The 26,958-nt window shown below is 62.5% G+C and carries 28 protein-coding genes and 1 pseudogene; 14 read left to right on the top strand and 15 right to left on the bottom strand.

Going from position 1 to position 26,958, the window contains the following annotated elements; all coding sequences use genetic code 11:
* Positions 1-58: 58 nt before the first annotated feature.
* The 3 genes from AC01FP_RS02800 to AC01FP_RS02790 form a co-directional block, all read right to left on the bottom strand.
* On the bottom strand, positions 59-1,867 hold the full coding sequence (locus tag AC01FP_RS02800; RefSeq protein WP_474477910.1) for an SLC13 family permease: 1,809 nt from the start codon (positions 1,865-1,867) through the stop codon (positions 59-61).
* Between the two features lie 94 nt (positions 1,868-1,961).
* Positions 1,962-2,666 carry a potassium channel family protein gene (locus AC01FP_RS02795; protein WP_474477907.1) on the bottom strand — a complete coding sequence of 235 codons (705 nt, stop codon included), beginning with the start codon at positions 2,664-2,666 and terminating at the stop codon, positions 1,962-1,964.
* A gap of 10 nt (positions 2,667-2,676) precedes the next feature.
* Positions 2,677-4,020: a TrkH family potassium uptake protein gene (locus AC01FP_RS02790; RefSeq protein ID WP_474477904.1), complete on the bottom strand. Its 1,344-nt coding sequence runs from the start codon at positions 4,018-4,020 to the stop codon at positions 2,677-2,679.
* Positions 4,021-4,192: 172 nt separating this feature from the next.
* Between AC01FP_RS02790 and AC01FP_RS02785 the strand changes: the two genes are divergently transcribed.
* From AC01FP_RS02785 to AC01FP_RS02760, 6 genes are all read left to right on the top strand, one after another.
* Positions 4,193-4,816 carry a DedA family protein gene (locus AC01FP_RS02785; protein ID WP_474477987.1) on the top strand — a complete coding sequence of 208 codons (624 nt, stop codon included), beginning with the start codon at positions 4,193-4,195 and terminating at the stop codon, positions 4,814-4,816.
* Between the two features lie 459 nt (positions 4,817-5,275).
* On the top strand, positions 5,276-7,183 hold the full coding sequence (locus AC01FP_RS02780; RefSeq protein ID WP_474477902.1) for an NAD(P)H-quinone oxidoreductase subunit F: 1,908 nt from the start codon (positions 5,276-5,278) through the stop codon (positions 7,181-7,183).
* A complete protein-coding gene (locus AC01FP_RS02775; RefSeq protein WP_474477899.1) occupies positions 7,180-8,652 on the top strand; it encodes an NADH-quinone oxidoreductase subunit M in 1,473 nt (490 codons plus the stop codon). The genes AC01FP_RS02780 and AC01FP_RS02775 overlap by 4 nt, the downstream gene beginning before the upstream one ends.
* Positions 8,649-9,953: a CO2 hydration protein gene (locus tag AC01FP_RS02770; protein WP_474477896.1), complete on the top strand. Its 1,305-nt coding sequence runs from the start codon at positions 8,649-8,651 to the stop codon at positions 9,951-9,953. Before AC01FP_RS02775 ends, AC01FP_RS02770 begins: the two co-directional genes overlap by 4 nt.
* A 10-nt stretch (positions 9,954-9,963) precedes the next feature.
* On the top strand, positions 9,964-10,365 hold the full coding sequence (locus tag AC01FP_RS02765; RefSeq protein WP_474477893.1) for a fasciclin domain-containing protein: 402 nt from the start codon (positions 9,964-9,966) through the stop codon (positions 10,363-10,365).
* Positions 10,366-10,403: 38 nt separating this feature from the next.
* Positions 10,404-11,573 (top strand): cation:proton antiporter, encoded by a 1,170-nt coding sequence (locus AC01FP_RS02760; RefSeq protein ID WP_474477890.1) that lies wholly within the window; start codon positions 10,404-10,406, stop codon positions 11,571-11,573.
* Here the strand turns inward: AC01FP_RS02760 and bioA are convergent.
* From bioA to AC01FP_RS02745, 3 genes and pseudogenes are all read right to left on the bottom strand, one after another.
* Positions 11,570-12,838 carry an adenosylmethionine--8-amino-7-oxononanoate transaminase gene (gene bioA / locus AC01FP_RS02755; RefSeq protein WP_474477888.1) on the bottom strand — a complete coding sequence of 423 codons (1,269 nt, stop codon included), beginning with the start codon at positions 12,836-12,838 and terminating at the stop codon, positions 11,570-11,572. The genes AC01FP_RS02760 and bioA overlap by 4 nt on opposite strands.
* A 52-nt stretch (positions 12,839-12,890) precedes the next feature.
* Positions 12,891-12,989 (bottom strand): annotated as a pseudogene (locus AC01FP_RS02750) (phosphate-starvation-inducible PsiE family protein); the annotation flags it as partial.
* A gap of 140 nt (positions 12,990-13,129) precedes the next feature.
* On the bottom strand, positions 13,130-14,830 hold the full coding sequence (locus AC01FP_RS02745; RefSeq protein ID WP_474477886.1) for a SulP family inorganic anion transporter: 1,701 nt from the start codon (positions 14,828-14,830) through the stop codon (positions 13,130-13,132).
* Positions 14,831-15,123: 293 nt separating this feature from the next.
* On the opposite strand from AC01FP_RS02745, the gene AC01FP_RS02740 reads away from it, so the two are divergent.
* Positions 15,124-16,464: a cation:proton antiporter gene (locus tag AC01FP_RS02740; protein WP_474477884.1), complete on the top strand. Its 1,341-nt coding sequence runs from the start codon at positions 15,124-15,126 to the stop codon at positions 16,462-16,464.
* Between the two features lie 6 nt (positions 16,465-16,470).
* On the opposite strand, the gene AC01FP_RS02735 is transcribed toward AC01FP_RS02740, so the two are convergent.
* The 3 genes from AC01FP_RS02735 to AC01FP_RS02725 form a co-directional block, all read right to left on the bottom strand.
* On the bottom strand, positions 16,471-16,629 hold the full coding sequence (locus AC01FP_RS02735; protein WP_474477881.1) for a hypothetical protein: 159 nt from the start codon (positions 16,627-16,629) through the stop codon (positions 16,471-16,473).
* A gap of 61 nt (positions 16,630-16,690) precedes the next feature.
* Positions 16,691-17,056, bottom strand: a complete 366-nt coding sequence (locus AC01FP_RS02730; RefSeq protein WP_474477878.1) for a hypothetical protein — start codon at positions 17,054-17,056, stop codon at positions 16,691-16,693.
* Between the two features lie 13 nt (positions 17,057-17,069).
* A complete protein-coding gene (locus AC01FP_RS02725; protein WP_474477875.1) occupies positions 17,070-17,498 on the bottom strand; it encodes a DCC1-like thiol-disulfide oxidoreductase family protein in 429 nt (142 codons plus the stop codon).
* A gap of 58 nt (positions 17,499-17,556) precedes the next feature.
* Here AC01FP_RS02725 and AC01FP_RS02720 point away from each other — a divergent pair, with 58 nt between their 5' ends.
* The 4 genes from AC01FP_RS02720 to AC01FP_RS02705 all read left to right on the top strand — a co-directional run bounded on the left by AC01FP_RS02720 (position 17,557) and on the right by AC01FP_RS02705 (position 20,737).
* On the top strand, positions 17,557-18,756 hold the full coding sequence (locus AC01FP_RS02720) for an NAD(P)-binding protein (RefSeq protein ID WP_474477872.1): 1,200 nt from the start codon (positions 17,557-17,559) through the stop codon (positions 18,754-18,756).
* 228 nt (positions 18,757-18,984) lie between these two features.
* Positions 18,985-19,362, top strand: a complete 378-nt coding sequence (locus AC01FP_RS02715) for a helix-turn-helix transcriptional regulator (protein ID WP_474477869.1) — start codon at positions 18,985-18,987, stop codon at positions 19,360-19,362.
* Positions 19,363-19,534: 172 nt separating this feature from the next.
* Positions 19,535-19,807 (top strand): cell division protein SepF, encoded by a 273-nt coding sequence (locus tag AC01FP_RS02710; RefSeq protein WP_474477866.1) that lies wholly within the window; start codon positions 19,535-19,537, stop codon positions 19,805-19,807.
* A gap of 45 nt (positions 19,808-19,852) precedes the next feature.
* The gene (locus AC01FP_RS02705; RefSeq protein ID WP_474477864.1) at positions 19,853-20,737 is read left to right on the top strand and encodes an acyl-CoA desaturase; all 885 of its coding nucleotides are present in this window, start codon (positions 19,853-19,855) and stop codon (positions 20,735-20,737) included.
* On the opposite strand, the gene AC01FP_RS02700 is transcribed toward AC01FP_RS02705, so the two are convergent.
* The 4 genes from AC01FP_RS02700 to AC01FP_RS02685 all read right to left on the bottom strand — a co-directional run bounded on the left by AC01FP_RS02700 (position 20,711) and on the right by AC01FP_RS02685 (position 23,195).
* A complete protein-coding gene (locus AC01FP_RS02700) occupies positions 20,711-20,932 on the bottom strand; it encodes a hypothetical protein (RefSeq protein WP_474477861.1) in 222 nt (73 codons plus the stop codon). The two genes, AC01FP_RS02705 and AC01FP_RS02700, sit on opposite strands and share 27 nt — an antisense overlap.
* 90 nt (positions 20,933-21,022) lie before the next feature.
* On the bottom strand, positions 21,023-22,120 hold the full coding sequence (locus AC01FP_RS02695; protein ID WP_474477859.1) for a glycosyltransferase family 2 protein: 1,098 nt from the start codon (positions 22,118-22,120) through the stop codon (positions 21,023-21,025).
* Between the two features lie 14 nt (positions 22,121-22,134).
* Positions 22,135-22,731 carry an esterase/lipase family protein gene (locus AC01FP_RS02690; protein WP_474477856.1) on the bottom strand — a complete coding sequence of 199 codons (597 nt, stop codon included), beginning with the start codon at positions 22,729-22,731 and terminating at the stop codon, positions 22,135-22,137.
* 107 nt (positions 22,732-22,838) lie between these two features.
* Positions 22,839-23,195, bottom strand: a complete 357-nt coding sequence (locus AC01FP_RS02685) for an RNA recognition motif domain-containing protein (protein WP_474477853.1) — start codon at positions 23,193-23,195, stop codon at positions 22,839-22,841.
* A gap of 208 nt (positions 23,196-23,403) precedes the next feature.
* On the opposite strand from AC01FP_RS02685, the gene AC01FP_RS02680 reads away from it, so the two are divergent.
* On the top strand, positions 23,404-23,568 hold the full coding sequence (locus AC01FP_RS02680; protein ID WP_322765352.1) for a Nif11-like leader peptide family natural product precursor: 165 nt from the start codon (positions 23,404-23,406) through the stop codon (positions 23,566-23,568).
* A 16-nt stretch (positions 23,569-23,584) separates the two neighbouring features.
* Here AC01FP_RS02680 and AC01FP_RS02675 read toward each other — a convergent pair whose 3' ends face one another.
* The gene (locus AC01FP_RS02675) at positions 23,585-23,968 is read right to left on the bottom strand and encodes a hypothetical protein (protein WP_474477851.1); all 384 of its coding nucleotides are present in this window, start codon (positions 23,966-23,968) and stop codon (positions 23,585-23,587) included.
* Between the two features lie 168 nt (positions 23,969-24,136).
* Between AC01FP_RS02675 and AC01FP_RS02670 the strand changes: the two genes are divergently transcribed.
* The gene (locus tag AC01FP_RS02670; protein WP_474477848.1) at positions 24,137-24,355 is read left to right on the top strand and encodes a CP12 domain-containing protein; all 219 of its coding nucleotides are present in this window, start codon (positions 24,137-24,139) and stop codon (positions 24,353-24,355) included.
* A gap of 21 nt (positions 24,356-24,376) precedes the next feature.
* On the opposite strand, the gene AC01FP_RS02665 is transcribed toward AC01FP_RS02670, so the two are convergent.
* Entirely contained in the window at positions 24,377-25,465 is a 1,089-nt protein-coding gene (locus tag AC01FP_RS02665) for a potassium channel family protein (protein WP_474477845.1), read from the bottom strand.
* A gap of 229 nt (positions 25,466-25,694) precedes the next feature.
* Between AC01FP_RS02665 and AC01FP_RS02660 the strand changes: the two genes are divergently transcribed.
* Positions 25,695-26,957, top strand: a complete 1,263-nt coding sequence (locus tag AC01FP_RS02660; protein ID WP_474477842.1) for a ferredoxin:protochlorophyllide reductase (ATP-dependent) subunit N — start codon at positions 25,695-25,697, stop codon at positions 26,955-26,957.
* Position 26,958: the final 1 nt, after the last annotated feature.

The raw sequence follows: 26,958 nt of genomic DNA, 5'->3' as shown, positions 1-26,958 counted from the left end.
TGACAACTCCCATGCCCCAGCTCGTAATTGCTGAAATAAGTGTTTGATTTAGTTGCGCTTAGATACCAAATTGGCGGCAGATCAGCAGGGGAACCAGCAGGGTCATCACTACGGTGAGGGGGAAGCCGTAGCGGGCCACATCTAAAAATCGGTAGCGGCCGGGGCCAAACACCATTAGGTTTGTTTGATAGCCAACCGGGCTTAAAAAGCTCTGGCTGGCCCCAAACATCACGGTGAAGATCAGCGCCATCGGTGTAATGCCAAGGCCTACAGCCAGTTTGCCGGCGATTGGAATCAGCATGGCAACTGTGGCGGCATTGCTCATCACCTCGGTTAGCAGGGTAGTGAACAAGAACACGGCCGCGAGGGCCCAGTAGATCGGCCAGTCATTAAGGCCGCTGAGCAGTCCCTTGGCCATGGCTTCGGCCAGGCCTGTTTTCTCAAGGGCCACACTGAAGCTGCCCAAGGATCCCAGCAGCAGGATTACATCTAGCCGGATTGAGCGCTGTAGCTCGCCGCTGCGCAGGCAGCCTGTAGCAACCATCGCCACGGTGCCAAGCAGTACCGAGGCCACAAGTGGAATTAGCCCCAAACTCGGCAGCAGGATTGCCAGCACGGCTATGCCCAGGGCCAGGCGCTTGCGGCTCACAGTTGGTAGGTCATCTTCAAGCTGCTCCAGCACCACCAGATCGTTGTTGGCCTGAAGACCGCGAATGGCGTCCTTGGGTCCCTGCAGCAACAGCACATCGCCCTCGCGCAGCACTGCCTTGCCCAGCCGCTCCCTAAGCACGGCGTTGCCACGGCGCAGGGCTAGCACTGTGGCGTTGTAGCGCTGGCGGAAGCGCAGGTCGCGCAGGCAGCCGCCAGCCAGGCTCGATCCGGAAGGTAGCAGCACCTCCACTATGCGCTGGCTGCCTGAAAGGGTGTCTGCGCTGTCGGGGCTTTCGGGGGTGGGCGCAAGCACCACCATGTGCTCCTGCTGCAGGCGCAGTAGATCGGCCCGGGTGCAGCGAAGTAGTAGTCGGTCGCCCTGCTGCAGGGGGCGGTCGGCTAGGGGTGGGGTGAAGCGTTCCGGGCCTCGGTGCAGCTCGAGCACATCGACATCGAAGCGTCGCTGCAGGCGGCTGCCATGCAACGACTGACCTGTTAACTCCGAGCTGGCCGGAATCATCACTTCGGTGAGATAGCCGCTGCTGGTTAGATCGCGGGCAAGGTCGTCATCGTTGCTGCCACGATCTGGCAGCAAGCGATCTGATAGCAGGGCCATCACCAGGCTGCCCACGAGCCAGACGCCGATGCCGATTTTTGTGAAGCTGAACAGGCCGAAGGCGCCGTAGCCGAGCTTTTCGCTCACTTCGCTGGCCAGCAGATTTACCGAGCTGCCCAGCAGGGTGAGGGTGCCGCCCAGCACCGTGGCAAACGAAAGGGGCAGCAGCACCTTGGAGGGAGAGATGTGGCGGCGGTGGCACCAGCCCTCCACCACCGGCAGTAGGGAGGCGACGATTGGGGTGTTGGGTACAAACGCCGATACGGGCCCCACCACAGCTGATAACAACACGATCATGCGCCTGGGGCTGCGCACCGCATCGGAGCCGATCAGACCACGCAGACGGTCGAGGGCGCCCGAACGAAACAAGCCCGCCGACAAGGCGAACAGGGCCATCACCGTGAGTAGGGCCGGGCTGCCGAAGCCTGCCAATGCTTCCCCTGGTTTGAGCACCCCAGTGGCCATCAGCAGCCCTACCGCCAGCAGACCCGTGACCTCCGGCGCGATCACGCCCCACACGAACAGCACGATGGAGAGGACCAGCACCGCCAGGGTGATTAGGGCCCCGGGCTGGAGTGAGGCCTGCAGAAGCTCGGTCACAACTGTTCCTGGGGCAACTAGATCTTAAACCACGGTTTTTTGATCGAGATAGGAGTTTTAAGTGGTGACTGGTGTGGGCCCGCGACCACTCGCCTCAGCTGCCGGGTAGTTTGGCCAGAGCTTCACTGGCGCCCATTACCACCAGCAGTTCGCCCGCTTGGAGCACATGGGAGGCGGGGGGATTAACCGTGAGCCGGTTGTCAGGCCCAGCGGCCAGCACGCTCACGTTGAAGTTCTTACGCAAATTGAGCTCGCGCAATGACTGGCCGATGAAGGCTTTGGGCACGCGGATCTCCTCGATGCTGTTGCGGTCGTCGAGGCGCAGCCGCTCCAGCAGATTGGGCCGCACCAATTCCATGCCTAGGCGGTGACCCTGCATTTTTGAGGGAAAAACCACCCGATCGGCGCCCACCCGCTGCAGCATTTTCATGTGCAGATCACTGGTGGCCCGAGCGATGACCTGTTTTACCTGGCTGCCGGGGCTGTCTTTGACAATCAAGGTGGCCGTGACGCTGGCCTCAATCGGCTCGCTCATCGCCACCACCACGGTGGTCATGTCAAGTACCCCGGCGGCCCGCAGGGCTTCTTCATCGGTGCAGTCCACCACCCGCGCCTCGATGGCGGGGTCGATTTGACGTAGCTCATCTATGGCCCGCTGGCTGGCGTCGATGGCCAACACCTCTGCCCCGGCCTTGATCAATTCGCTACACACGGCCGAGCCGAAGCGCCCCACACCAATTACTGCAAAGCCGCCTTTAGTGGCGCCTTCAGATGGATTCCAATGCCACCAATTTGTCATGAGAAGAATTTCAGATGTAAATCTCTTCGCGGGGATAACCCACGCGGGGTTGGGGCCTGCTGCCGTAGATCGCCGAGAGCAGTAGCAGGATGCCCAGTCTGCCTACAAACATCCCTACCATCAGCACCAGCTGGCCCCAGCGGTTTAGTTGGGCTGTAACACCTAGGTCAAGGCCCACGGTGCCGAAGGCAGACATGCAGGTAAACAGCTTCTCGAGGAAGTTGAAGCTGGTGCGGGTGGATTCTCCGGAGGTGGTTGGTCCCAATCCCAACAGCAGAGCCATCAGGATCACAAAAATGGCTGAGGCCAGGGTCACCCCCACTGCCCGCAGTACCACCGTGTCTGGGATCTGGCGCTGGTGGATCACTACCTCCTCGCGCCCCTGCAGGGTGGAGCGGGTGGCTCCCATCAAGGTGGCAAAGGTGGTGGTCTTGATGCCGCCGCCGGTGCCGCCCGGGCTGGCACCAATGAACATCAGCACGATCAGCAGCAGCAGCCCGGCATCGGAAAAGGTCTGAATCGACAGGGGAACGGTGTTGAAGCCCGCCGTGCGGGCCGTGATTGACTGAAACAGGGTTACCTGGATTCGCTGCCACCACTGCAGATTCTCGATTACGCCACCGGCGGCGAATTGTTCGGTGAATAGCAGGCCAAGGCCCCCAAATACAATTAACAAGGCTGTGCTGCGCAGCACCAGCCGGGTGTGGAGGCTGAGGCGGCGCAGCCGTTGCAGCCGGGAGCGGTTGCTCCACAGATCGTTGATTACCCGCCAGCCGATGCCGCCTACCACGATCATCGAGGCGATCACCCCATTCACCACCGGGTTGTCCCGGTAGCGCACCAGATTGTCGCCCCAGAGGCCGAAGCCGGCGTTGTTGTAGGCGCTGATGCAGTGGAAAAGGGAAGCCCAGAAGCGCTCAAGCGGGTTGGCGATGTCGGTGAAGCCGAAGCCGTAAAGCACCACCGTGCCGAGCCCCATCACACAGAAGCCGGTGATCAGGATGCTGTTAAAAGTGGGGCCGATGCCCCCCACCCCAAACTCGTCGAGGGCGCGGCCCCTATCCAGCCTGTGGCGCAGACCCGAATGTCCCTGCACGAAACCCTGCAAGAAGGTGGTGATCGCCATTAGGCCAAGGCCGCCGGTGATGATCAAACCAGCCAGCGTTAGCTGGCCGAAGGCCGTGAGATCGCGGCTCACATCGATGATCGAAAGGCCAGTTACCGTGATAGCGGAGGTCACGGTGAATAGTGCTTGCCATAGACCCACGTCATCGGTGGAGCAGAGCGGGCTGGCCAGCACCAATGTGCCGATGGCGATCACTAGGGCGCCGGTGACCAGCGTGAATTGGGGCACCGTGAGGCGCTGGCGCCACGTCTTAAGAGCGTTCCAGGGTGTGCTGGTCAGGCTGATGTTGCGTTGGAGATGCCTACCCTAATCACAGTCCTGTGCCGGGATTTCCCCTTTGATTCAGCAGTTGATCGACGGGCTGCCAGACCTGATCAGCGCCGCGGTGGACACCAACCCCATGCTCGGCTACGGAGCCGTAGCCCTGGTGATGCTCCTGGAAAATCTCATCCCACCGATTCCATCGGAAGTGGTGATGCCCTACGCGGGTTATTTGGTGTACGCGGGCCGGCTGCAATTTCTCCCCACGGTGCTGGCCGGACTGGTGGGCACCGTGCTGGGTGCCTGGTTTTGGTATGGCATTGGTCGCTGGATAAACGAGGAGCGGATTGCTGGGTGGCTTGCTTGCCGTGGCCGCTGGCTGGGCATTCAGCCAGATGATCTAGCCAGAAGCCGCAGTTGGTTTAACCGCCACGGCTCGGCGGTGGTTTTCTGGGGACGTTTGATCCCAGGCGTGCGCACCCTGGTATCCGTGCCGGCCGGTATTGAACAGATGCCCCAGGGGAGGTTTCTGGTATGGACCACTGCCGGCAGCCTGATCTGGACCATGCTGCTCACCCTGGCTGGCCTGGCGATGGGCCAGGCCTACCGCCAGGTGGAGGGGCTGCTGGCGCCCTGGGCCGGTGGGATCAAACTGGTGTTGGAGGTTGCACTTGTCTGCGGAGTGCTGGTGCTGCTACGGGCGTGGCAGCTGCGTCGCCGGGCCGCTGGCAGTGAGGGCCAAGAGACGGGTGGACCGGGTTAGTTGGTCTTTTCTATTTGAGATCTATTAGTTAATGGTGTGGACATGGAATTGACAATGTCTAAAACCACGGTGGGATACACAGCAACTCCAGCACCCATCAACACAAGCATTAACGTGAACAGCTGGCGCCACTGGAAGGTTTGCTGCTCAAAGGATGGTTCGCGCGGGTAACTGCAATCGCTGCAGATCAGCATCGTCTTAGAGCGCCCCACCTTGGTGAATAGGCGGCAGCCGCATTTTGGGCAGGCCATAGTTTTTACGGAGTGGAAGAGTATGGAGCCGAGAGGGACTCCAGACGATCTCGACGCTTGATAAGCATCTCTATTAGCACCGTTTATTTATGCCCTACCATTGCCGCCCCAAGTCGATTGAACTGTTTCTATCGTTACCGATCCAAAGGCATAGTCGCCCTATTTCGCATGTCTGAACTATTGAGATTTCTATTGCCTGGTTGACATAATGACCGTTGTTCTGCTTCAAACTGCTTGGCTGGTTCCCTTTTATCCACTGCTGGCGGCCCTGTTGTCGCTGGCCTGGTCGCCGGGGTTGATCTCCCGCACGGGTCCGCGCCCCTGCGGCTACCTCAACTTGGCCATGGTGGCCGTGGCCTTCAGCCACAGTTTGCTTGCGCTTACGGCCTTGCACACCAATGCCGCAGCGGGGGCTCAAGCGCTCTACCGGCCGGTGAGCTTCAGCTGGACCTGGCTTGAGACAGCAGGGCTGCGGGTGGGCTTCGACGGGCTGGTGACCGAGCCAGTGCTGATCGCCATGACCGTGATCACCGGCTTGCACCTGCTGGTTCAGATCTACGCCATCGGCTACATGGAAATGGACTGGGGTTGGCCCCGCTTCTTTGGCAGCCTGAGCTTCTTTGAGGCGGGCCTGTGTGGTCTGGTACTCACAGATTCGGTGTTTTTCAGCTACGTAATTCTCGAGCTGCTCACCCTGGGCACCTACCTGATCGTGGCCACCTGGTACAACCAACCCCTGGTGGTGAAGGGGGCTCGCGACGCCTTTCTGACCAAGCGCATCGGCGACCTGATTTTGCTAGCGGGGGTAATTGCCCTGCTGCCGGTGAGCGGCACTTGGAATTTTCATGGCCTGCAGGGCTGGGCCGCCGATCTCACCAACAACGGCCAACCCCTGCCGGCCGGATTCACCTTGATCCTGCTGGCCCTGATCGCTGGCCCCATGGGCAAGTGCGCCCAGATCCCTTTGCACCTTTGGCTCGATGAGGCCATGGAGAGCCCCCTGCCCTCCACCGTGCTGCGCAACTCGGTAGTGGTGGTTGGTGGCGCCTGGGTGCTGCTGCGCCTGGAGCCCCTGATCGAACTCAGCCCAGTAGTGCAGGCCGTGCTGGTTGCCGTTGGCGGCACCACGGCGGTGGTGGCCTCGCTGATTGCCCTGGCTCAGGTGGATGTCAAGCGAGCCCTCTCCTTTCTGGTGAGCAGCTGGCTTGGCTTGCTGTTTGTGGCGGTGGGTTTGGGGGGTACAGCGGTGGCCGATCACCTGCTGCTGGTCTACCCGCTGCCAATGGCCCTGATCCTCATGGCCATTGGCACGATCGTGATCAGCAACGTGACCCAGGACCTCACCCAGCTCGGTGGGCTCTGGAGCCGGCGGCCGCTGATGGGCCTGGCCTTCCTCACCGGGGCCGCTGGCCTGATGGGCCTGCCCCCCTTCGCCAGCTTTGCCGCCTTGCGCGAGCTGCTGGCTCTCACCGCGGCCAGCGGCCACCCCTGGCTATTGGGTGGGCTGGTGCTGCTCACCAATGGCCTGATCAGCGCAGGGCTGATTCGTGTATTTGGCCAAATCTGGGGTGGTCGCCCCACCCCCTTCACCCAGCGCTCCGCCGAGGTGTTGTGGTTGATGGTGCTGCCTACCACCGTGCTGATGGGCCTGGAGCTGCACCTACCCCAGTTGCTGGTGCGCAATGGCGTTTTTAGCCTCACGCCCCTGCCGGGTTGGGGACCGCTGGCCTGGCCTCTGCTGGTCTCCACCCTTGTGGGAGGGGGCTTCTCCGCTGCCTTCTACCTGCGGCCCCACGGCCTGGCCCGGTTGCCCCAGGTCCTCTCCGGCCTGCAGGAGTGGCTCGCCCACGACATGCAAACCGAGCGCTTTTATCACCGCACCGTGGTGGCCCTGGTGCTCGCTCTAGCCCGCTTTGGCGCCTGGAGTGATAGCCGCCTGGTGGATGGTTTCAGTGGTGGCACCGGGGCCGCCGCCATGGCTGGAGCCCGCCGGCTCAGCCTCACTACCTCCGGCCGCTCCCAGGCCTATGCCCTCAGCTTGGTGCTGGGGGTGCTGCTGATGGCGGCCTGGCTGTTGGCCAGCCCCGCCCCCTCACCCCTGCCCCTGCTGCCGTGACCCCTACCCCGCTGCTGCTACTAGTGCTGATCCCCGGGGTTGCGGGATTGCTGCTGTCCCGATTGCCGGAGGGGCGTCCCGCCCTGGTGCGCTCCCTGGCGGCCCTGGCCGCCCTGGCCCAGTTTTTGGTTGGGGTGTACTGCTGGCTGCAGCCCCCCGCCGACCTCAGCCTTACCTGGCTGCCGCGGCTGGGCCTTGCCCTGGAGCTCGGACTTGATGGCATCTCCCTGCCCCTGGTGCTGCTCACCGCCCTGCTTACTGCCATGGCGGTGTTGGCCTCTCCTGCCGATCAGGGCCGCTCGCGCCTCTACTTCTCCTTAATGCTTGCCACCAACTTCGGGGTGGTGGGCGCCTTCCTCGCTCGCAATGCCTTGCTGTTTGTGCTGGCATTTGAGCTGGTGTTGATCCCCACCACGCTGCTAGTGGCTATCTGGGGAGGGGAGCGACGAGCAGGCGCTGCCACCCGCTTCCTGATCTATGGCGCCGTTTCTGGCCTCAGCCTGCTTGGTGGGGTGCTGGCCTTCGGCTGGTTGGGGCAGGGCGCGGCGAGCAGCACCGTGAGCTTCAGTTTTGAGGCCCTGGCGGCAACGCCCCTAGCTCCAGCTGCCCAGGCCTGGGTGCTGGCCCTGCTGCTGCTTGCTTTTGGCCTGAAGTTGCCCGTGGTGCCGCTGCATGGTTGGCAGCCGTTCAGCTACTGCCAGGCCCCTGCTCCGGTGGTGATGTTGCTGGGTGGGGCCGTTTCCAAGCTTGGTGCCTACGGCCTGCTGCGCTTCGGTGTGGGCCTGTTGCCCGACGCCTGGACCGCTTTCTCCCCCTGGATCGCTGCCGCCGGTGCCGTGAGTGCCGTGTATGGAGCCCTCAATGCCGTTGCAGCTACAGATATGCGCCGCCTGATGGCCTACAGCTCCCTTGGCCATATGGGCTTGCTGGTGTTGGCCCTGGCCGCAGCCACGCCCTTGAGCCTGCAGGGAGTGATGGCCCAGGTGATTGCTCACGGCTTAATAGTGGCCCTGCTATTCGCCTGCGTTGAGCTAATCCAGCGCAAGACCGGCACCACCGTTATTGCCGAGCTCTCAGGCTTGCTCAACCCGATTAGGGGCCTGCCCTTCACGATGAGTTTGCTGCTGCTGGCCCTGATGGCCGCCGCTGGCATCCCTGGACTGGCTGGCTTCCCTGCAGAACTGCTGGTGTTTGAGGGCAGCTGGACCGTCTTCCCCAGGGCAACTTTGGTGTGCCTGGTGGCCTCTGGTTTTACTGCTGTCTACGCGGTGCGGCTATTCAACCGGGTTGGGTTTGGCCGGCTCGATAACGCCCGAGCTGATTGGCAGGGCACCAGCCTGGTCGAGCGGCTACCGGCCGTTGTGCTCACCCTGCTGGTGCTGCTCACCGGCCTATGGCCCCTAGGCCTCACCGGCTGGAGTGAAACCGCCACCGCTGCCCTTGCCCTCCGCACCCAACTGCCCGTATGACACCCACCGTTTTGCCCCCGGGTGTCCGCACACCCCTGATTCCTCCCTCAACCCATCCCTACGCAGAGGTGATCCACCGGCTTGAGGCGGGAGGATCAATGCTGCCCGATACGCCCGAGAACCTGCAGCAGATCATCGGTATCTATAAGGCCTACGCCGTGCCAATGGACTTCTATTGGCGCGATCTTTTGTATATCGCTGAGCGAGTATTTCTTAATCCTCTGCCCGCGTTTAAGTATTTTATTTCTCAGGAGTATCTCGATCTCCCCAATAGCTACGCCGGTGATCAATCCAGGCTGCGTATCTGGCGCGGCGGTGAAAAGGCTCATCCGGAGCTAGTGGCCTTCATGGAGCGGGGTGAAACCCGAGCTATGCCCAAGCTGCTGCATCACCTCTGGCACGACCGGGTGAACATGGAATTTGCCGAGGCCTGCATGCAAGCCATGTTCTGGCACCAGGGTATGGGCGGTCGCTTCAACGACTACCTGGAGGGTGAGGCATATCGGGCTAATGCGGATCGGGCGATCAAGGCCTACTTCAACGGAAATTTGTTGATGCTGGGTCTCTATAAGCTGTTCCCGGATATGTTTATGGAGCAGGTCAAGCAACTCTCCTTCTACGCCAACCTTGGCTTGTTCTGGGAGGTGATGGCGCCGGTGTTTTTCGAGATGAGCGACCTCTACGACGAGGGCAAGCTCACCTCCGTGCCCCAGGCCATGGACTTTTTGGTGAATGGCATCTTTGCAGTGGCTGGCAGGCCGATCTATCACCATGTGTATATCGGGGGTGAATGTATAGAGATCATTCCCAAAAGTGAGGGCTTCACCTGGCTCTATGAGGCGGCCCTTCCCTATGTGGAAGCAGTTTTTTATCGCACCTCACCTTTCCGTGGCACCAAGAGCTACAACGCCCAGGCGGGCCAGGTGCCTGACGATCAGGCTGATTTTCACTACGGCATTCTCTACGCCGATGTGTTCCCGGTTGGATCTGCTGGCATTCCCCCCACCTTGTTAATGCAGGACATGCTGCATTTTCTGCCGCCCTATTTGCAGGACATGTACAAGACCCACAAGCGCGGCGAAGAAGATCAACTGATCCAGCTGGGCATCACTTTTCAGCGCTCGATGTACAACGTGACCTCGGCGGTGATCCAGGCCCTGCGCTGTGCCCTGCTCTATCCCCTCGACGACACGGATCCCGAGCATCTGCAGGCCAACCGTCGCTTCTTTGAAGCCCAGATGGATCGCTTCCTGCGGCCCGAGGCGCGCCTTGCCGACATTCAGACCCAGGATTACCGCTAGCAGAAACGCCATGGCTTCGATTCTTGAAACCGCTGCCGCAGCCGGTTGCTTCAACACCCTCCTGGCTGCCGTTTCAGCGGCAGGTTTGGGCGAAGCCCTGGAGGGCCCGGGCCCCTTCACGGTGTTTGCCCCGCTGGACGATGCCTTTGCGGCACTACCTGCGGGCACGGTGCAAACGTTGGTAGACAACCCACCCCAGTTGGCTCGAATCCTCATGTACCACGTGCTGGCTGGTGCCTACACCCGCGAGGCCCTGGTGGCCCAGGCCGAGTGGCCGAGCTTGGAGGGGGCTCCGATTCCAATCCGCCGCAGCGAGCCCTTTGAGGTCAAGAACGCCACGGTTGTCAATGCCGATATCGTTTGCGATAACGGCGTGGTGCATGTGATCGATCGCGTCATCTTGCCGGGCTGATTAGGGCCCTAATTGCGACACTCCCACACCGCACATAAATGGGTTCTTCCCTGCTCAGCACCCTGCTGTTGCTCCTGGTGGGGGCCCTGTTGGCCAGGCTTACTGCCACTCGCTTGGCGCGTTGGGCTGTGCCGGCGATCGTGCTGGAGCTGCTGGTGGGTTTCCTGCTGGGCAACAGCGTGCTGCCCTTCAGCAGCATCGCCCCCCTCGCCGGACTCACCGAATTAGGGGTGCTCACTCTTTTTTTCATGGTGGGCCTGGAAGTGCGCGGGGGCTTGCTGGGATCCAGACCGGCGGCAGTGCTGCGCACCGTGCTGCTCTCTGCGCTCACGCCGCTGCTGGCCTGGTGGCCGCTGCAGCAGGGCTTTGGTCTTTCCACTGCCTCCACCGTTTTGTGCGTGGCAGTGCTCAGTGCAACCGGCACCGGCGTGACCCTGCGCGCCCTTGGCCAGGCCTCCGCCCTAAACACACCTTCGGGCCGTCTTTTGGTGGGGGTTTCGGTGCTCGACGACCTGCCGGCCATAGCCCTGCTCACCCTTGCGGTGGCACTGGGGGCGGCGCCTGGAGCCACCAGTCCATACCCCGCCCTGCTGCTGCCGGCGCTGGCATTGGGGCTGGTGCTGTTGAGCCTGCCGGCTAGTAGCTGGTGGTTGCGGCGCTACGGCCCCTGGCGGCCGGGATTGCTTTGGGTGTTGCTGCTGTTGATCGGCTGCAGCTGGATCGGCGAGATGGGCCGGCTCACGAGCCTGCTTGGGGCCCTATGGGGCGGCGTGCTGCTGAGCCGCCTGGCGCCGATGCCGGAGGGCAGCGCCGAGGCTTCAGACCTGCGCAGCAACCTGGCCCTGCTATCTGAGGTGTTTTTGCCTCTTTATTTCATCAGCGTGGGCATGCGCATCCAGGCCGGCACCCTGCTGCAGCCAGCTGCCTGGGCCCTGGCTCTGAGCCTGCTGCTGCTGGCGATTGGTTGCAAGTTGATCTGTGCCCTGGGTATCAGCCGCCAGGATCAAGCTGCTGGCATCGATCGCTGGGTGGTGGTGTTCGGCTTGATTCCGCGGGGCCTGCCGGGCTTGGTGTTTGCCTCCACAGCCCTGGCCAGCGGCGTGATCACCCCCGCGCAGTTTTCGGCTCTGGTGGTGACGGTGAGCTGCACCACGGTGCTTGGCCTGCTGCTGCTAGGCCGCCGTTTGGCAGCTCTGGCGTCGCCTTAGCCCAAAGCAGCTATCGACTGCTCCAGGGCTTGATAACACTGCTGCAGCTGCTCATCGCTGCTGCCTAGGGGCGGTAGCAGATACACCACGTTGCCGAGGGGGCGAAGGTAGACCCCGTGTTCCAGACACTGACGCTGGATCAGTTTGCCGATCGGATTGAGGTAGCTGTTTTCGCCGGCGTCGAGCTCGAAGGCGGCCATGGTGCCTAGGCAGCGGGGGCGCAGCACCCGGGTCTGGCGGCTCAGCTGCTCCAGCAGGGGGGTGTGCCGTTGCTCAAAGCCCTCAAAGCGCTCAGGGTTTTGCTGCAGTAAATCCAGGCTGGCCAGGGCGGCGGCACAGCCCAAGGGGTTGGCCGTGAAGCTGTGGCCATGGAAAAAGGTATCGCTGGGCTTCTCGCTGATGAAGCCCTGGTAGAGCCGCTCGCTGGCCATCGTTGCGCCCATGGGCAGAAAACCACCGGTGAGCCCTTTGGAGAGGGCCATAAGGTCGGGCTGGATACCGGCTTTCTGGCAGGCAAACAGGGCTCCGGTGCGGCCGAAACCGGTGAAGACCTCATCGGCGATCAGCAGCGCGCCGGCAGCCTGGACTCTTGCCGCCACTGCCCGCAGGAACGCTGGACGCACGACGCGCATGCCACTGGCCCCCTGAATCAGGGGCTCAAAAATCACCGCTGCTGTGGGTGTCTCCAGGGCCAGCTCCAGCTGGCCAAGGGCCTGCTGTTCCCGCGGCTCAACGCTGTCGTCGCCCCAGTGGTTGTGGGGCCAGGCGACCCTGGCCACGTCAAAAAGCAGGGGCTCGTAGGCGGCGGTGAATAGGGAGCGATCACCTAGGGCCATGGTGCCCACGGTGTCGCCGTGATATGCGCCCTCAAAGGCGATTAACTGGCGGCGCTCGCTGCTCTGGTTGCGCCACCACTGCCAGGCGATCTTGAGGGCCACCTCCACGGCGGTGGAGCCGTTGTCGGAGAAAAACAGGCGCTGCAGCCCCGTGAGGGCGCTGAGCCGGGTGGCCAGCTGCTCGGCGGGTTCGTGGCTGAAGTTGGCGAAGATCACCTGCTCCAGCTGCTGGGCTTGGCGCGCAACCGCCGCCGCAATGGCAGGTTCGGCGTGGCCGTGCAGGGTCACCCACCAGCTGCTGATGGCGTCGATCAGCCTTCTGCCATCGTCTAGCTCCAGCTCACTGCCGCGTGCCGACTGCACCCTCAGGGGCGCCGGGCTGGTGGCCACCTGGGTGGTGGGATGCCAGAGATGGGGGTGCCAGGTCATGGGCGCATCAGGCTCAAAGGTTCCCCACTCGGCTTCTTGTTCGGGGACTTTATCGAGCTACGGCAGTCATGGCGGTGATTAAAACCAGTTCAATTTGAACGACCTGATCACGCAGGCAGGCATTCAGGTTCTATAGCACTTCCAAGGCGATAAAAGTAGGCCGAACCCGATTGTCGCTCATATCCATGGATGGTTGAGAGGAATCGTTTGACGTTGAATAGATTTATTGGCCATCATCAAAGACAAAAAAGGGCCCGGTTTGCCGAGCCCTGGGGGGTTTGGATTAGGGCGTCAGCCGATGGCTGCGACCGAGCGCTGCAGGGCGTCGCGACGGCTCAGGTTTGTGCGATCAGGTGTCAGCTTCTTGTAGAGGCCGAGCTTCTCCAAGCGGCGCTGAGTCGTGCCGCTGGCTCCCACCACGAATACCTCACGCCCTTTCTCGATTGCTTCTTCAACTGCGTTCTCCACGGCCAGTGCGGCGGTCACCCCCAGGTGTGACACCTCGGTGAGATCAAAAACCACAGCCTTCACATCGCCGATGGCGTTGTGTTCACGGCCAATGGCCTTGGCAACACCGAAGATCATGGCGCCGTTGAGCTGGAACAACAACACCTTTCCTTTGCCCTGGTCGAGCAGGGCCTTCTCGTCGTCGGGAATCAGTAGGTCGCCGTCGCCGGTGCTGATCGACTTGACGCTCTTGCTCTGCAGGGCGCTCATCTTGTCGATGGTGAGGATATTGGCGATGAACACGCCTATGCCCACAGCGGCGATTAGGTCCACCAGCACGGTGAGGCCGATCACCAGATACATGATCAGGGCGCCGCTGATCGAGATGCGGTGGGCCCGCTTGAGGAAGCCCCAGTCGACGATGTCGACACCCACCTTGAGGGCGATGCCGGCCAGCACGGCCTGGGGGATCTGGGCGGCGACGCCAGTGAAGGCCAGGATCACAACCATCAAGATCACGGCCCGGCTGATGCCCGAGAGGGCGCTGCGGCCGCCAGCCTGGATGTTGACCACCGTGCCCATGGTTGCTCCGGCACCGGGCAGGCCGCCGAACAGGCCAGAAGCGATGTTGCCTAAACCCTGGCCGATCAGTTCCTTGTTGGAGTCGTGCTCGGTGCGGGTGATGCTGTCGGCCACTACGGCTGTCAGTAGGGCATCGATGCAGCCGAGCATGCCCAGCACGGCGGCATCTATCAGCATCTTGCTCGCCAGACCCCACTCCACATAGGGCATGCGCAGTTCGGGAAATCCTGAGGCGATTTCACCGATGCGACGCACTCCTTCCCCGCCCTCGGCGCCAGCGCCCCCGTTGAGCAGGGTGAGGGAGAGCAGGGTGCCGGCCACCAGGGCGATCAGCTGGGGAGGGGCGATCTTTTTGAGCGCCGCCGGGGTGAACCAGAGAATGGCAAGGGTGATCAGGGCCAGAATCACCTCCGGTAGGCGGGCGTTCTGAATCAGTTGCGGCAGGGAGTTGAGGGTGCCGATCACCCCTCCTTTGGGGATGGCCTGACCTAGGAAGGGGCCCAGCTGCAGGATGATCAGGATGATCCCGATGCCGCTCATGAAGCCCGAGATCACCGTGTAGGGCATCTGGGTGATGTAGCGGCCGAGCCTCAGAAAGCCGAAGGCGATCTGGAATACCCCCGCCAGCATCACCACGGTGAAGGCAATTGCCAGGCCGTTCTCCGGATCGCTGGCGCTGAAGCTGGCGATGACGGCGGTCATCACCACCGTCATCGGTCCGGTGGGCTCAGAAATTAGGGAAGGGGTGCCACCGAACAGGGCGGCAAAAAGGCCCACCAGCACAGCGCCCCAGAGGCCGGCGGCGGCACCTGCACCGGAGGCCACACCGAAGGCAAGGGCCATCGGCAGGGCGATCACCGCTGCGGTGATGCCACCGAAAAGATCGCCCTTAATGTTTTTTGTGCTGATGTGGTTCAGCAGCCGCAGGGCCGGTCGCTGGGGCGGAGACGGAGCGGACGTCATTTATGTATGTATTGGTTGGCACAGAACCTTAGGTAGGGCCCAATGCCGGTTGGGTGCTAGCTGAGTGCTCTTGATATTGCTTGTGGCAATGCGGCTGAGAAGCGGCGCTAATCACAGTAGATAAACCACCTTTGTGTCCCAATAAGAGATGGGTAGATCCATGCTCTCTGGCCCATTCGCCCGAGGCCCGGCTTGGCCCCGACTGACCGCTAGGAAGATTCTGGGTCTCATTGGCTTTGCCACCCCAAACTTAGGGCCACGGCTCTATAAATCTGCAACGCTGCCCATTGCCGATGCTGCCGATTCCGCTGCTGTTGCTGGAGTTCAGTTCCCACCAGCTTGAGGTGGCGGAAACCCTGATTCAGGTGGGCCGCTTTGTGGTGATCTTCCTAGCTGCAAGGGCCATCGCTGAAGTGATGGTGCGCTTGCAGTTGCCCACGATCCTCGGTGAGCTAGTGGCTGGGGTGCTGATCGGTGTTTCGGGACTGCATCTGATCGTGCCGCCAGAAACCCAGGCCCAGCTCAGTGCCGGAGTCGCCGGTCTGCTTGCCTCCTTGGCCCAGATCAGCCCCGACGCGGCACGAGAGGTCTACAGCGAAACCTTCCCCAATCTGCAGGCGGTTTCACAGCTGGGGCTGTTTGCTCTGTTGTTTCTCACCGGTCTGGAGAGCGAGCTTGACGAGCTGGTGGCTGTGGGTGTCCAGGCCACCACGGTGGCTGTGGCCGGCGTCGTGCTGCCCTTTGCCCTAGGCACTGCTGGCCTCTACTTCATCTTTCATGTGCCGTTGATTCCCGCTGTTTTTGCCGGGGCCGCCATGACGGCCACTTCCATCGGTATTACCGCCAGTGTTTTCGGCGAGCTGAAATGGCTGAAGCGCCGCGAGGGCCAGATCGTCATCGGTGCCGCCGTGCTCGACGACATCATCGGCATTGTGATCTTGGCGGTTGTGGTGGCGATCGTTGGTGGTGGCGCCTTCAGTCTTGGCCCGGTGCTCAAGCTGTGTCTGGCGGCGGTGGCGTTTGTGGCGGTGGCCCTGGTGCTGAGCCGCAAGGCCGCACCCGCCTTCGACTGGGTGGTGGATCAGCTCAAGGCCCCCGGCGATGTGGCAGTGGCAAGCTTTCTGGTGCTCACCGTTTGTTGCTTTGCCGCCCAGGCGATTGGGTTAGAGGCGGCCCTGGGGGCCTTCGCCGCTGGCTTGATTCTCAGCGCCTCGAAGCACACCCACGACATCGACGCCGCGGTGAAGCCCTTGGTGGCCCTGTTTGCCACGGTGTTTTTTGTGCTGATCGGCACCGGCCTGGATCTCTCGGTGCTCAACCCCTTCGATCCGGCTAATCGGGAGGGCCTGATCGTGGCTGCTTTCCTGCTGGTGGTGGCCATGGCTGGCAAGGTGGCTGCCGGCTGGAGCTACTTCAGTAAGGAACCCACCAATCGTTTGGTGGTTGGGCTGGGAATGATGCCCCGCGGCGAAGTGGGCCTGATTTTCCTGGGGCTCGGCAGCCAGGCCGGCATCCTTACACCTGCCCTGGAGGCTGCCATCTTGCTGATGGTGATTGGCACCACCTTCCTGGCCCCAATCCTGCTGCGGCTGGTGATTCCGCCTACTTTGGAGGAGGCCCAGCCTGCCAGCTAATCAAGCTCAGCCGTTGCTGGAGCGACCCGGTGCCCACTGGTGGATCAGCTGTTCGAGGCGCACCAGCTGGTAGCGAGTCTGCTCGTTGGGATGCTGGATGTAAGCGCTGCGCAGGTGATCCAGCTCGGCGTCGAACGAGAGCAGCACGGGGTGGTTCTCGTTCACGAAGCAAATCCAGGACCTACTCGCAAATCCTAAGCCTTTATTAAATTTCAGGGATGGTCGCTCAGGTTGCGGACGGCACTGGGCCGTCCTGGTCGGAGCGGAAGGTGAGATGCATGGAGGGCACATGCTGCTGGATCAACTCCAGCAGCAGCTTGAAAACCTCGCGGGTGTGGGGTGCGGTAGTGCCCATGGCTTCGCGGCTCAGCAGCACCAGCTCCAGCACCTTGCCATCTGCTTTTGATTGCACATCGGCAAACAGCTGCATGCGCTGGCTTTCACCGCCACCGCGGATCATGGCGCTGAGGTGGGCTGGAGTGCTGTGCTCGATCTCCGCTTTGAGTCCATTTAGGACCGGGTGCAGAGCTTCCAGCATCGACTCTGCCGATATCGGGGTGACCGGTTTAAGCACCACTAAAAACCGCGCCACAGCCACTCCCTAGTCAGTCCAAATTAGCTGTTGCCACTGGCGTAGCCGGTTTGTCCGGGTCCAGCGGCAACCCACGCACGGCGAGGGCAAGGCGCCGGGCCAGAAGCAGCATTGGGTAAAGGCGCCGAGCTCGGCCTGGGGTGGCCATTAGGGGGCCAAGCAGCTGCAGCAGGGTGGCGCTGGGCTCCAGCCGGCAGCAGATCCACTGAATAGCCTCGGCCCCGTGCAGCACCCGGCCCTCCGCCAGCACCACCGCGCCGCGGCTCAGGTCCCAGCCCTGCTGGCGCAGTTGGCGCCGCAGGTCATGGTCGCTGCGGCCATCGCGGATCGCCAGGTTCGGGATGCCACTGCGCAGTTCCGCCAGCTCAGCGAAATGGCGGCAGAAGGGACAGCCGCCGTCAAACACCAATACCGGAGGCTCAGATGCCGGGTGATCAATCATCGGCTGCAGCCTTGGAGATCGCTGTCATCCTGAAGTGATAGCGGCTTAGTTGTTGTCTATGCCCAGTTCGGCCCCTGAATCCATCGCCGTGATTGGTGCCGGGGTGTCGGGCTGCGCTCTTGTCGCTCAGCTGCGTCGCTTGGGTTACGCCGGCGCCCTCAGCATTTGGGAGACCGGTCGGGGCCCCGGCGGACGCGCCAGCACCAGGCGCTCCCGTCACGATCGCAAGCTGTGCATAGACCATGGCGCGCCCCTGCTCAACATCACCGCTGATACGGACCCGCTGCTGTTGCAGCCCCTGCTGGCGGGGAGCTGGATCGAGCCGTGGACGGGTCTGATTGCCCAGCTCCAGGGGGAAGCAACTTTGCGGACTGCGCAGGCTGACGCCCTGGGGCTGGGCCAGCTCTACAGGGGTCGTGGTGGCATGGATCATCTCTGCGAAGGGCTGTTGAGCTTGGCCGGTGATGCCGGTGAAGCGTGGCAGCCGCACTACGGCACTTTGGTGCGCCACCTCAGCTGGAGCGACGGTGCTTGGCAGCTGCTGGGCCGGCAGGGGGAGTTGCTGGGCCAGGCCCATTGGCTGGTGTTGAGCAGCACCCTGTTGGCTCACCCCCGCAGCCGCTTGATCTTTGGCTGGGAGGCGGTGCCCCTGAAGCAGGCTTCGGAACGGCTGGGTGATTTAAGGCTCGAGCATGCCCTCACCGTGATCGCCGGCATCCGCACCGAGGCTCGCAGCAATCTGCTGGTGCTGCTCAAGGCAGCCGCGGCGCGTCACTGGGTCGATCTTCCCTTCAGCTTGCTCCATTTCGATGCGGCGGCCCAGCAGCGCTGGGGGCTTCAGCGGATTTCCATCCAGCCCCTGGCCGACGGGCGCTGCGCGGTGGTGGCTCATTCCAGCCAATCCTTTGCCGCCGATCATCTCGATGTGTATGGCACCCATTCCGCCGTAGCCCGCATGCTTCAGCTGCCCCCCGATGAGGGCCGCGAAGACACGGTGATCGCCGCTCTCACCACCGCCCTCGAGCAGGTGATGGCCCCCTGGTTACCCGGGCTTGAGCTGGCTTCTGCCGATCGACAGCTGATGCGCTGGGGTGCCGCCTTTCCCATCGCCCCAGGGCTGCCTTCCGAACTCAGTTGCTGCCCCGACAGCCGGGTGGGATTCTGCGGCGACTTCATCGCTGGGGTTGGATTTGGGCGGATCGAGGGGGCCCTGCGCAGTGGGGAAAAGCTGGCCCATGAACTCTGCGCCCTGGCCTAGGCCTGTGTGCTGCCGATCATTGCGATAGGTGCAGCCTTGCTACAGATCGCCCAAACGGTGTCGATTGCAATTGCACCCCCTGCTTATGGGGGGCTATCAGTTGGAAGACAAGGCCTCTTGGATGCCTTGCAGGCGATCAACTCCCGGAGTGCGATGCGGCCCGTTCCCCTACCAACAGCACTTGTTAGTGCTGCGCATAGCCCGCCGCGCCGCTGCCGGAGCCTCCCCGTGGGTCCCGCCCAGCAGCTTGATGTGGTGAACCGGGCTGCCCGTTATTTCGCCCATCACTTTTCCGAGGAGATCGAGCTGGAGGCAGTGGCCCACTCGATCGGGGTTAGTGCCGAGTGGCTCGACCTCTGCTTCGACCACTGCCGCGGCAAGACGCCGTTTCAGACGCTCCAGCACATTCGGCTCAGCCGGCTGTTTGAAGGCATTGCTTCCCAACCCCACACCACCCTTCAGCAGCAGGTGCACCGCTGTGGCCTGGCTTCGGTGATGGCAGCTAATCGGCTGTTTGAGGAGTTGTTTGGCATTGGCCTGGCACCCTTTCGTCGGGTGTGCCGGCGGGCCGAGGCTGATCGCCAGCTGCGTCAGCGGAGCTGCTGAATTCTGGGATAGTTCGCAACCTTGTGGATCTCGCTGCGCTGGGCGATCCGGTTCGGGAGTCGCCGCAGTTTCAGCACGCCTCTCAACAGGTTGTGGCTGGCGGGGCCGTTCGTTGCACATGGAGCAATAGCCCCATACGTTGAGTGCCCATCGCCATAGGGGTCCCCAAGGCATGCCCAGCCCATTCGGCGAATGGATGCCCGAAGTGGTGGTGTTTCACCCCACCCGCTTTGAGGAGGCCCAGTGGATTGTGCACCACGTGCGCGAGCGCAAAACCGTGTTGGTGCACGCCGGGGCAATGGAGCGCAGCGAGGCCCAGCGGTTGATCGACTTTGTAGCTGGTGGTGTCAGTGCCATCGACGGGCAGGCCGAATGCCTTGATGACCTCACCTTTGTTTTCGTTCCAGAGATGGTGGTTCTGCGGCGGGATCCCGCACCGCAGTGACTCAGGCTGCAGCGTTCTGCCTCTAGGCTCAAGGGCAAGCTGGGAGTGGGCTTAGTGCCCCGTTTACGTCGTCTTCTGTACTCCCTCGGGCCCATTCTGACCATTGCTGCCCACCTTGGCTGCCTGCTGCTGCTTTGGACTGGCCTCAGCATCGATGCGGCCCTCTGGGCTCTGGGCCTTTACCTAGTGCGCATGCTGGCCACCACGGCCATCTATCACCGCCTGATCACCCACGCCAGCTACAAAGCCCCCCGGCCTGTCGCTTGGATCGGTGCCTTTGTGGGCGCTTCGGCGGGCCAGATGGGCCCCAGTTGGTGGAAGGCTCACCACCAAACCCATCACCGCCATGTTGACACTTGCGCTGATCCCCACACACCGCTTGCTCCTTCAGCTGGATGGCGTGGCCTGTGGCGCTCCCAGGCTGGTTGGTTGCTGTCATCAAGCTTCTTCCCCACCACCTTGCCCGCAGATGTGGAGGCGGATCCGGTGCTGCGCCTGATCGATCGGCTGCATTTTGTGCCCGTGCTGCTGCTGGCCGGGTTGTCTTGGCAACTGGGCGGACTGCCCTGGCTGGCAGCTTTCTGCCTAAGCACCACAGTGCTTTATCACGGGGTAGCCAGTGTGAATTCCCTGGCCCACCTATACGGCAGTCAGCCCTTTGCAACGGGAGATGCCAGTCGCAACAACCTTTTTGTGGCCGTGATCACCCTGGGTGAGGGTTGGCACAACCTCCACCACGCATTCCAAGCTTCGGTGCGTCAGGGCATAACCCTGCGGCAGGGACGAGTGCAATTGTTGCCAGATCCCACCTTCCGCTTTATCCGTCTGCTGGAGCGTTGCGGCTTGGCCTGGGATCTCAGGATCCCAAGCAATCACGCCCTGCTTGCTCGACGGGCTGACAGCTCAAAAAGCGCAGGCCACCAGGCTTAATTGCAGCCAGCAACCACCGGGGGCCAGCTTTTCGACAACGACATTTTGTAGCCGATCTTGGGCGACTAGGTGGGCAAAGGTTTCTGCGTCATCTCTGGTGTTAAAGCGTGCCGCCTGCACCTGAAGCGGCACGCTTTGTTCGCGCTCCACTGCGGCGCGTACGCGATAACGACCCGAAGCTTTTGGATCAGCCATGACCAGATTCTGGATCCAATTGCCCGGAATCGCGAAACCCTTCAGAGTTTCAGAGAAATTGACGAGCCGAGGACCTCGCGCTGTGGCGGGCTATCGGGTGGGGACTTGGCGGCCTTTCCAGCTAATCGATCCCCGCTCCAGGTTGAAGATCGCCAGCAGGAACACCCCCAGAAAAAACAGCACTGGTATCGGAAAAACCAAATTGATCCAGCCAAAGCTACCGATGCGGCGAGTGAGCATCAGTAGCTGCAGGGCATAACCGCCGTAGAGCACCAGGTTTGGTGCCGTGGCGGAATCGCCCACCATTGGCCAGTGCAGCAGGGAGGCGGGCAGACACCAGGCGGCCCAGAACAGGCCCGAGAGCCATAGCAGCACTCCCAGCATCCAGTGCCAGTGCACTTCACCGGCGGCTGTGGCGAAGTTTTTGTCAAAACCCACCACCATGTCGCTTAAGCCGCCGGGATACATGCGATAGGAGAGGCTGCCGCGGCCTAAGTAGGCGCTCACCGGCAGGCCAGCTGCTTCGTAGCGGTGAGCCAAAAACCAGTCTTCGACCACCTTGTCTGCTACCGAGGCGTGGCCGCCGATGAGGTTGTAGTCGCCGCGGCTCGTGACCATCGCTGGGCCAAAGGCCACGCCCACCTTTGCCCCCAGGGGCACGGCCATTAATCCCACCAAGTTGAACAGCACCGAGAGCTGCTCGTAGGGCTTTTCGGTGCGGTGGAAAGGCTGCACCGACACCAAACCGCCCTGCTGCTGCTGGTTGGCGATCAGCCTGGCCAGGAAGCAGGAATTTGGTTCGGTGTCGGCATCAAGAAACACCAGTAGGTCCCCAGAGCTCGCAGTGGCGCCTTGTTGTAAAGCCCAGGTTTTACCGCACCAGCCGGGGGGTAGCGGTTCAGAGGCCAACACCGTGACGCCGGCGGCTGCGGCGTGGGAGGCTGTGGCGTCGCTGGAATGGTCGTCGATCACGATCACCTCCAGGGGCCGCAGGCTCTGCTGAGCCAGGGCCTCCAGTAGTCGGGGCAGGCTGAGTGCCTCGTTGCGGGCGGGGATCAGTACCGACACTCGGGGCTGACCGCTTGGCGTTAGATCCGGCAGGGCCGGTGTCGGCAGGCACAGCCACCAGCCCAGCAGCCAGCGCACCAGCAGGGATATGGCCAGGGGCTCTGGGGTGGGTAGGGCCATGGTTTGGGTCCAGTTCAGGGGCGCAGTAATTCGTTCACCAGAGGCTCCAGTGCCGCCGGATGTTGCATTAGCTGCTTGTGGGTGCGCACGGGTAACTGCTGCCGCGGACCCAGCGGCAATACGGCGCGCCAGCCAGGCAGCACCATCAGGTCGGCTGCGCAGTAGAAGCTGCAGCACTCCACTTGGCCTAGCCCCTCGAGATCCCTGTTGAGTTGGCGCAGTAAGGGGCTGCCCCACTTCATGTCGGCGATGCCAGCCAGCAGCCAGCTCGGCCACGGCTGGGCCGTGAGGGTGCCCTGTTGGGGGCTGCCGACGCTGATGAAGCGGCGGGTGCGCAAATGGCCGCCCTGCAGTTGGATCCAGGAGCGGCCTATCACGCCGCCCATTGAGAAACCCAGCAGGTCGATTTGGGTATGGGGGCCAAAGGCTGCCTCGATGTGGCTGCCTAGCCGCTCAGCCAACCGCAGGATCGGGACGGCACCATATCCGCTGGGTAGGTAGGGGATCAGCAGCGGAGATCGCCGGTCGGCTAGCTGGAGTTTGAGGCGGTCGAACAGGTGCGGCGTGTCCCATAGACCGTGCACCAGCACTAGGGGGGGAGCGCTTGCCATCAATCCAGGCTAGGGAGCCGGCTGGTCCCCCATAAAAAAAGCCGCCCCCGGAGGAGCGGCGCAAGAATCACCGCAGTAATCCTGAAATGTGAATTGGTAAACGGAGCTCAGTAGCGGCTGCTGCCGCCACCGCCGTAGCCGCCACCGTTGTAGCCGCCACCACCGCCGAAGTCGCGGCGACCGCCGCCACCGCCACCACCACCACCGCCGCCGCCGCCGCTGCCGCGGGGCTCAGCTTTGTTGACGCGGATGGCGCGACCCATCCACTCGACGTCCTGAAGGTCTTCGATGGCCTTGGTCTCTTCGGCCTCATTGGCCATTTCGACAAAGGCGAAACCGCGCTTGCGGCCGGTGTCGCGGTCGAGGGGGAGGCTGCACTTGCTCACCTGTCCGTACTGGCTGAACAGATGCTGGACATCTTCCGCTTCTGCATCGAAGGAAAGATTGCCGACGTAAATGGTCATGAACTCAGAAACTATGAATTGATCCTTCGACGGCCCAACAGAAAGTGGTCAGCTCGCTAGAGAGAAATCTTTGAATCACTTTTTACCTTACAGCGCCGCCAAGCTCACCCCCTGCTAAGCACCCCGTCCAACGCCCTCATTGAGACCGTGGCGATGCCAGATCCGCCAACCCCGGCTAGGAGTGGTTGGTTCCAAGCCTTGTAGCGCCATGTCGAAAGCCCAACTCACAGCCTTCATGGTCAAGGTGGACGCTGACACCGCCTTAAGGGCTCGGGTGGATGCAGCAGGCAGTGTCGATGCGGTCGTGGCGATTGCCCTGGAGCAGGGCCACGCATTTTCCCCAGCTTCCTGGTCCCGCGCCCAGCGCCTCTGAGCGCAGTCGCGCCTGCTTAGGGCCAGGGCGTGAAGGTGGCGGGCTGGTATTTGACGATGCTGATCCGCCAGCGGCGCGGGGCTAGTTGCTTCAAGCTGGCTAGCAACTCTTCGGTGGAGCCACCAGCGATCCAGTTGGCCTTAAGCACCGGCAAGCGCTCGCTCATTACCTCGAGCGGCATTTCCAGCAGCAATAGGCTGTCTGCAGCTGCGGCACGCTGCAGAGGACCCTCATCACTGCGTTGCCACAGCCGCAGCAGCAGTTCCAAAGCCAGGGTGCGGCCGTCATCGCCGGGTTTGCCGGGACTGTCATCTCGCTGGGATTTGCCGGTCAGGGGCAGGGCCCGCTTGCCATCAAGTTCCACCAAGGCCAGGGCCACCATGTATGGAGCGTCTGCCATCGGAGTCTCTGTAATTCGCCACACCTTGGCGAGGGTTGCGGCTTCAGTGTGGAAACTGACACGTATTGCCTATTCTGTTGCCGTTGGCCGATGGGGCAACCACGAAGGCAATTACCGGGACTAAATTTTCAGCCGTGCGTTTACAACTCCTTCCGGGGAGCCAGAGCCATGTCGAGCATCGCTGACCAGTTGGTTTCCTATCGCTCAGCCCTGGCGGAGGCTACGGAGCGAGGAGATAAGGCCGTTGCCCGCAAAATTGATGAGCAGATCAAGGAGCTGCAGGAGTTTCAGGTGCGCCATCCGGAGGAAACTGAAGCCCCAACACCGTTTGAAGTGTTCTGTGATCTCAATCCATCCGATGTCAATTGCCTTGTCTATGACGACTGAGCTCCACTAGTTGCTCCTGTTTCAGGTGGCCATCACGTCCACACTTTTAAGGGCAGTGCCAAGCAGCCGGGTGAATAGGTCCAGCTGCTCTTGGCTGCCCATCACCACCAGCATCTGGCCCGGGGCCAGGCGAGTGTCGCTACCGGGATTTGCCAGCAATTCCGGTCGCTGTGGGGAGTATTGGGATCCCCGGTATTGCCTCGGGACATCGCTGCCTGCAGGCTTGGGGGGCACGATCGCCAGCACTAGGGCCCCAGAGCGCGAGCCGAGCTGGAGCTCCGCCAGGGATGCGCCATTGAGGCTGCCAAGGTCGGCTGGGTCGCTGCTGAGCAGAAATTCCTCCACCTCGCAGCCAGAGCCAGCCAAAAGATCCATGAAGGTCACCGCCAGGGGCCGTAGGGCGGTGGCGGCCATGGTGCGCCCCCCGCTCACATAAGGGCTCACCACTTGATCGGCGCCGGCTAGGCGCAGCTTGCGTTCCGCTTCCTCACTGTCGGAACGGGCTATGAGCCGGCAGTTGGGCGCCATACCCCGGGCGCTCAGCACCACGTAGAGGTTGGATGCGTTGTTGGGTAGGGCCGCCACGAGGGCACGGCAGCGGTGGATGCCTGCCTCCAGAAGGGTTTCATCGAGGGTGGCGTCGGCCATCAGCACGGCCAGCCCTCGCTCCTCTGCTGCCTCGCGGCGCTCCACGTCCATCTCCACCACCAGCAGGGGAACGTTTTCCCTGGCAAGTTGTTCGGCGATCTCGCGGCCAATGCGGCCATAGCCGCAAAGAATCACATGGTTATGCATGGTGGATAGCCAACTGCGGAATCGGCGCTCGCGCATGCGCCGGAAGTACCCGGACTCAGACAGTCCCAGCACCCCTTGAATACTGATCTGAACCACCACTAGGCCACCCAGGATCAGCAGGGTGGTGACCACCCGCCCACTCGCGCTCAGGATCTGGGTGTGACCATCGCTAAATCCCAGGGTGCTGAGGGTGATCAGCACCATCCAGTAGCAATCGCCCCAATCCCAGCCCTCACTAAAGTGATAACCGATGGCACCGGCATTCACCAGCAAGGCCAGAGCCAGGGGTGCCCTCCAAGGCTTGCGTGCTCGCATGGAGGGTGGTCGTCTTGGCCGAATGAACCAGAAAGGCTTTGCCATTGGGATCTGGACCTGAAGCGCCAGATCTCTGAAGCCAGATTACTGACTCCAATAAGTTACGGCCTGTGGGCTGATCCCGAACATTTGTAGTCGTTGTCGACAGATGGCCTGCCAGCTCCGTTAACCATTAAAGGTTCTTTCCGCAGGGGTCGCCTGGATGGGCGCGTCTTCGGTGATTGGTGACATGACAACTGGTTTGGCAGAGCAGCCGCCCCTACAGCTGCTCAAGGAAAGTGGCCAGCGGGAGGTGTTCTGCGGGCTCACCTCGATTGTCTGGCTGCACCGGCGCATGCCGGATGCCTTTTTTCTAGTGGTGGGCTCCCGCACCTGCGCCCACCTGGTTCAGAGCGCCGCCGGCGTGATGATCTTTGCCGAACCCCGCTTCGGCACTGCAATTCTGGGGGAGCGGGATCTGGCCGGCTTGGCCGATGCCAATGATGAGCTCGACCGGCTGGTGAAGGATCTGCTGGAGCGGCGCCCCGAAATCCGCACCCTGTTTCTGGTGGGCTCCTGCCCCAGCGAGGTGATCAAGCTGGATCTGGCTAAGGCTGCCGAGCGGCTCAATACCCAGCTAACCGGCCGGGTGATGGTGCTGAACTACAGCGGCAGCGGCATCGAAACCACCTTCACCCAGGGAGAAGACCAGGCCCTGCTGGCGATGGTTCCCCTGATGCCCAGCAGCGAGATCGACCAGCTGTTGATCGTCGGCACCTTGGCCGATGCGGTGGAAGACCGGCTGGTGCAGCTGTTTGGTCGCCTGGGTATTCCGGTGGTCACGAGCCTGCCGCCGCGGCGCTCCACCGAGCTGCCCCCCATTGGTCCCGGCACCCGGGTGCTGCTGGCCCAGCCCTTCCTCTCGGCCACGGCGCGGGCCCTGGTGAGCCGCGGCGGCCAGCTGCTTACGGCTCCCTATCCGTTTGGGGTGGAGGGCAGTCGGGCCTGGATGGCTGCGGGCGCCGCTGCCTTCGGGGTAGCGCCGTCCCTGGTTGCCGAGGTGCTCGATCCCTTGGTGGAGCGGGGCCAGCGGGCCATAGCTCCCCACCGGGAGCTACTGGCCGGTAAGCGGCTTTTTCTGCTGCCCGATTCCCAGCTGGAGCTCTCCTTGGCGAGGTTCCTGCAGCGCGAGTGCGGCATGGAGCTGGTCGAGGTGGGCACGCCCTACCTCGATCGCCAGCTGCTCGATGCGGAGCTGGCCCTGTTGCCACCTGGCACGCGCATTAGCGAGGGGCAAGACGTAGAACGCCAGCTGGAGCGGGTCCGCGCCGAGCGGCCTGATCTTGTGGTGTGTGGCCTCGGCCTGGCCAATCCCCTGGAGGCCGAGGGCATCGCTACAAAATGGTCGATTGAGCTGGTGTTCAGCCCCATCCACGGTTGCGACCAGGCTGGCGAGCTGGCCGAATTGTTTGCCCGCTCCCTGCGCCGCCGCGCCGCACTCTCCTTTTCCTGAC

The organism is Cyanobium sp. NIVA-CYA 375 (assembly GCF_056108345.1).
Note: the sequence above shows the minus strand (reverse complement) of the source record. Positions and strands in the feature narration are given on the sequence as shown.

Coding starts and splice junctions, on each gene's coding strand:
- AC01FP_RS02795 (WP_474477907.1), bottom strand. CDS start 2,666: ATGACAAATTGGTGGCATTGGAATCCATCTGAAGGCGCCACTAAAGGC.
- AC01FP_RS02785 (WP_474477987.1), top strand. CDS start 4,193: ATGCTCGGCTACGGAGCCGTAGCCCTGGTGATGCTCCTGGAAAATCTC.
- AC01FP_RS02780 (WP_474477902.1), top strand. CDS start 5,276: ATGACCGTTGTTCTGCTTCAAACTGCTTGGCTGGTTCCCTTTTATCCA.
- AC01FP_RS02770 (WP_474477896.1), top strand. CDS start 8,649: ATGACACCCACCGTTTTGCCCCCGGGTGTCCGCACACCCCTGATTCCT.
- AC01FP_RS02765 (WP_474477893.1), top strand. CDS start 9,964: ATGGCTTCGATTCTTGAAACCGCTGCCGCAGCCGGTTGCTTCAACACC.
- AC01FP_RS02760 (WP_474477890.1), top strand. CDS start 10,404: ATGGGTTCTTCCCTGCTCAGCACCCTGCTGTTGCTCCTGGTGGGGGCC.
- bioA (WP_474477888.1), bottom strand. CDS start 12,838: ATGACCTGGCACCCCCATCTCTGGCATCCCACCACCCAGGTGGCCACC.
- AC01FP_RS02745 (WP_474477886.1), bottom strand. CDS start 14,830: ATGACGTCCGCTCCGTCTCCGCCCCAGCGACCGGCCCTGCGGCTGCTG.
- AC01FP_RS02740 (WP_474477884.1), top strand. CDS start 15,124: ATGCTGCCGATTCCGCTGCTGTTGCTGGAGTTCAGTTCCCACCAGCTT.
- AC01FP_RS02725 (WP_474477875.1), bottom strand. CDS start 17,498: ATGATTGATCACCCGGCATCTGAGCCTCCGGTATTGGTGTTTGACGGC.
- AC01FP_RS02720 (WP_474477872.1), top strand. CDS start 17,557: ATGCCCAGTTCGGCCCCTGAATCCATCGCCGTGATTGGTGCCGGGGTG.
- AC01FP_RS02710 (WP_474477866.1), top strand. CDS start 19,535: ATGCCCAGCCCATTCGGCGAATGGATGCCCGAAGTGGTGGTGTTTCAC.
- AC01FP_RS02700 (WP_474477861.1), bottom strand. CDS start 20,932: ATGGCTGATCCAAAAGCTTCGGGTCGTTATCGCGTACGCGCCGCAGTG.
- AC01FP_RS02695 (WP_474477859.1), bottom strand. CDS start 22,120: ATGGCCCTACCCACCCCAGAGCCCCTGGCCATATCCCTGCTGGTGCGC.
- AC01FP_RS02690 (WP_474477856.1), bottom strand. CDS start 22,731: ATGGCAAGCGCTCCCCCCCTAGTGCTGGTGCACGGTCTATGGGACACG.
- AC01FP_RS02685 (WP_474477853.1), bottom strand. CDS start 23,195: ATGACCATTTACGTCGGCAATCTTTCCTTCGATGCAGAAGCGGAAGAT.
- AC01FP_RS02680 (WP_322765352.1), top strand. CDS start 23,404: ATGTCGAAAGCCCAACTCACAGCCTTCATGGTCAAGGTGGACGCTGAC.
- AC01FP_RS02675 (WP_474477851.1), bottom strand. CDS start 23,968: ATGGCAGACGCTCCATACATGGTGGCCCTGGCCTTGGTGGAACTTGAT.
- AC01FP_RS02670 (WP_474477848.1), top strand. CDS start 24,137: ATGTCGAGCATCGCTGACCAGTTGGTTTCCTATCGCTCAGCCCTGGCG.
- AC01FP_RS02665 (WP_474477845.1), bottom strand. CDS start 25,465: ATGCGAGCACGCAAGCCTTGGAGGGCACCCCTGGCTCTGGCCTTGCTG.
- AC01FP_RS02660 (WP_474477842.1), top strand. CDS start 25,695: ATGACAACTGGTTTGGCAGAGCAGCCGCCCCTACAGCTGCTCAAGGAA.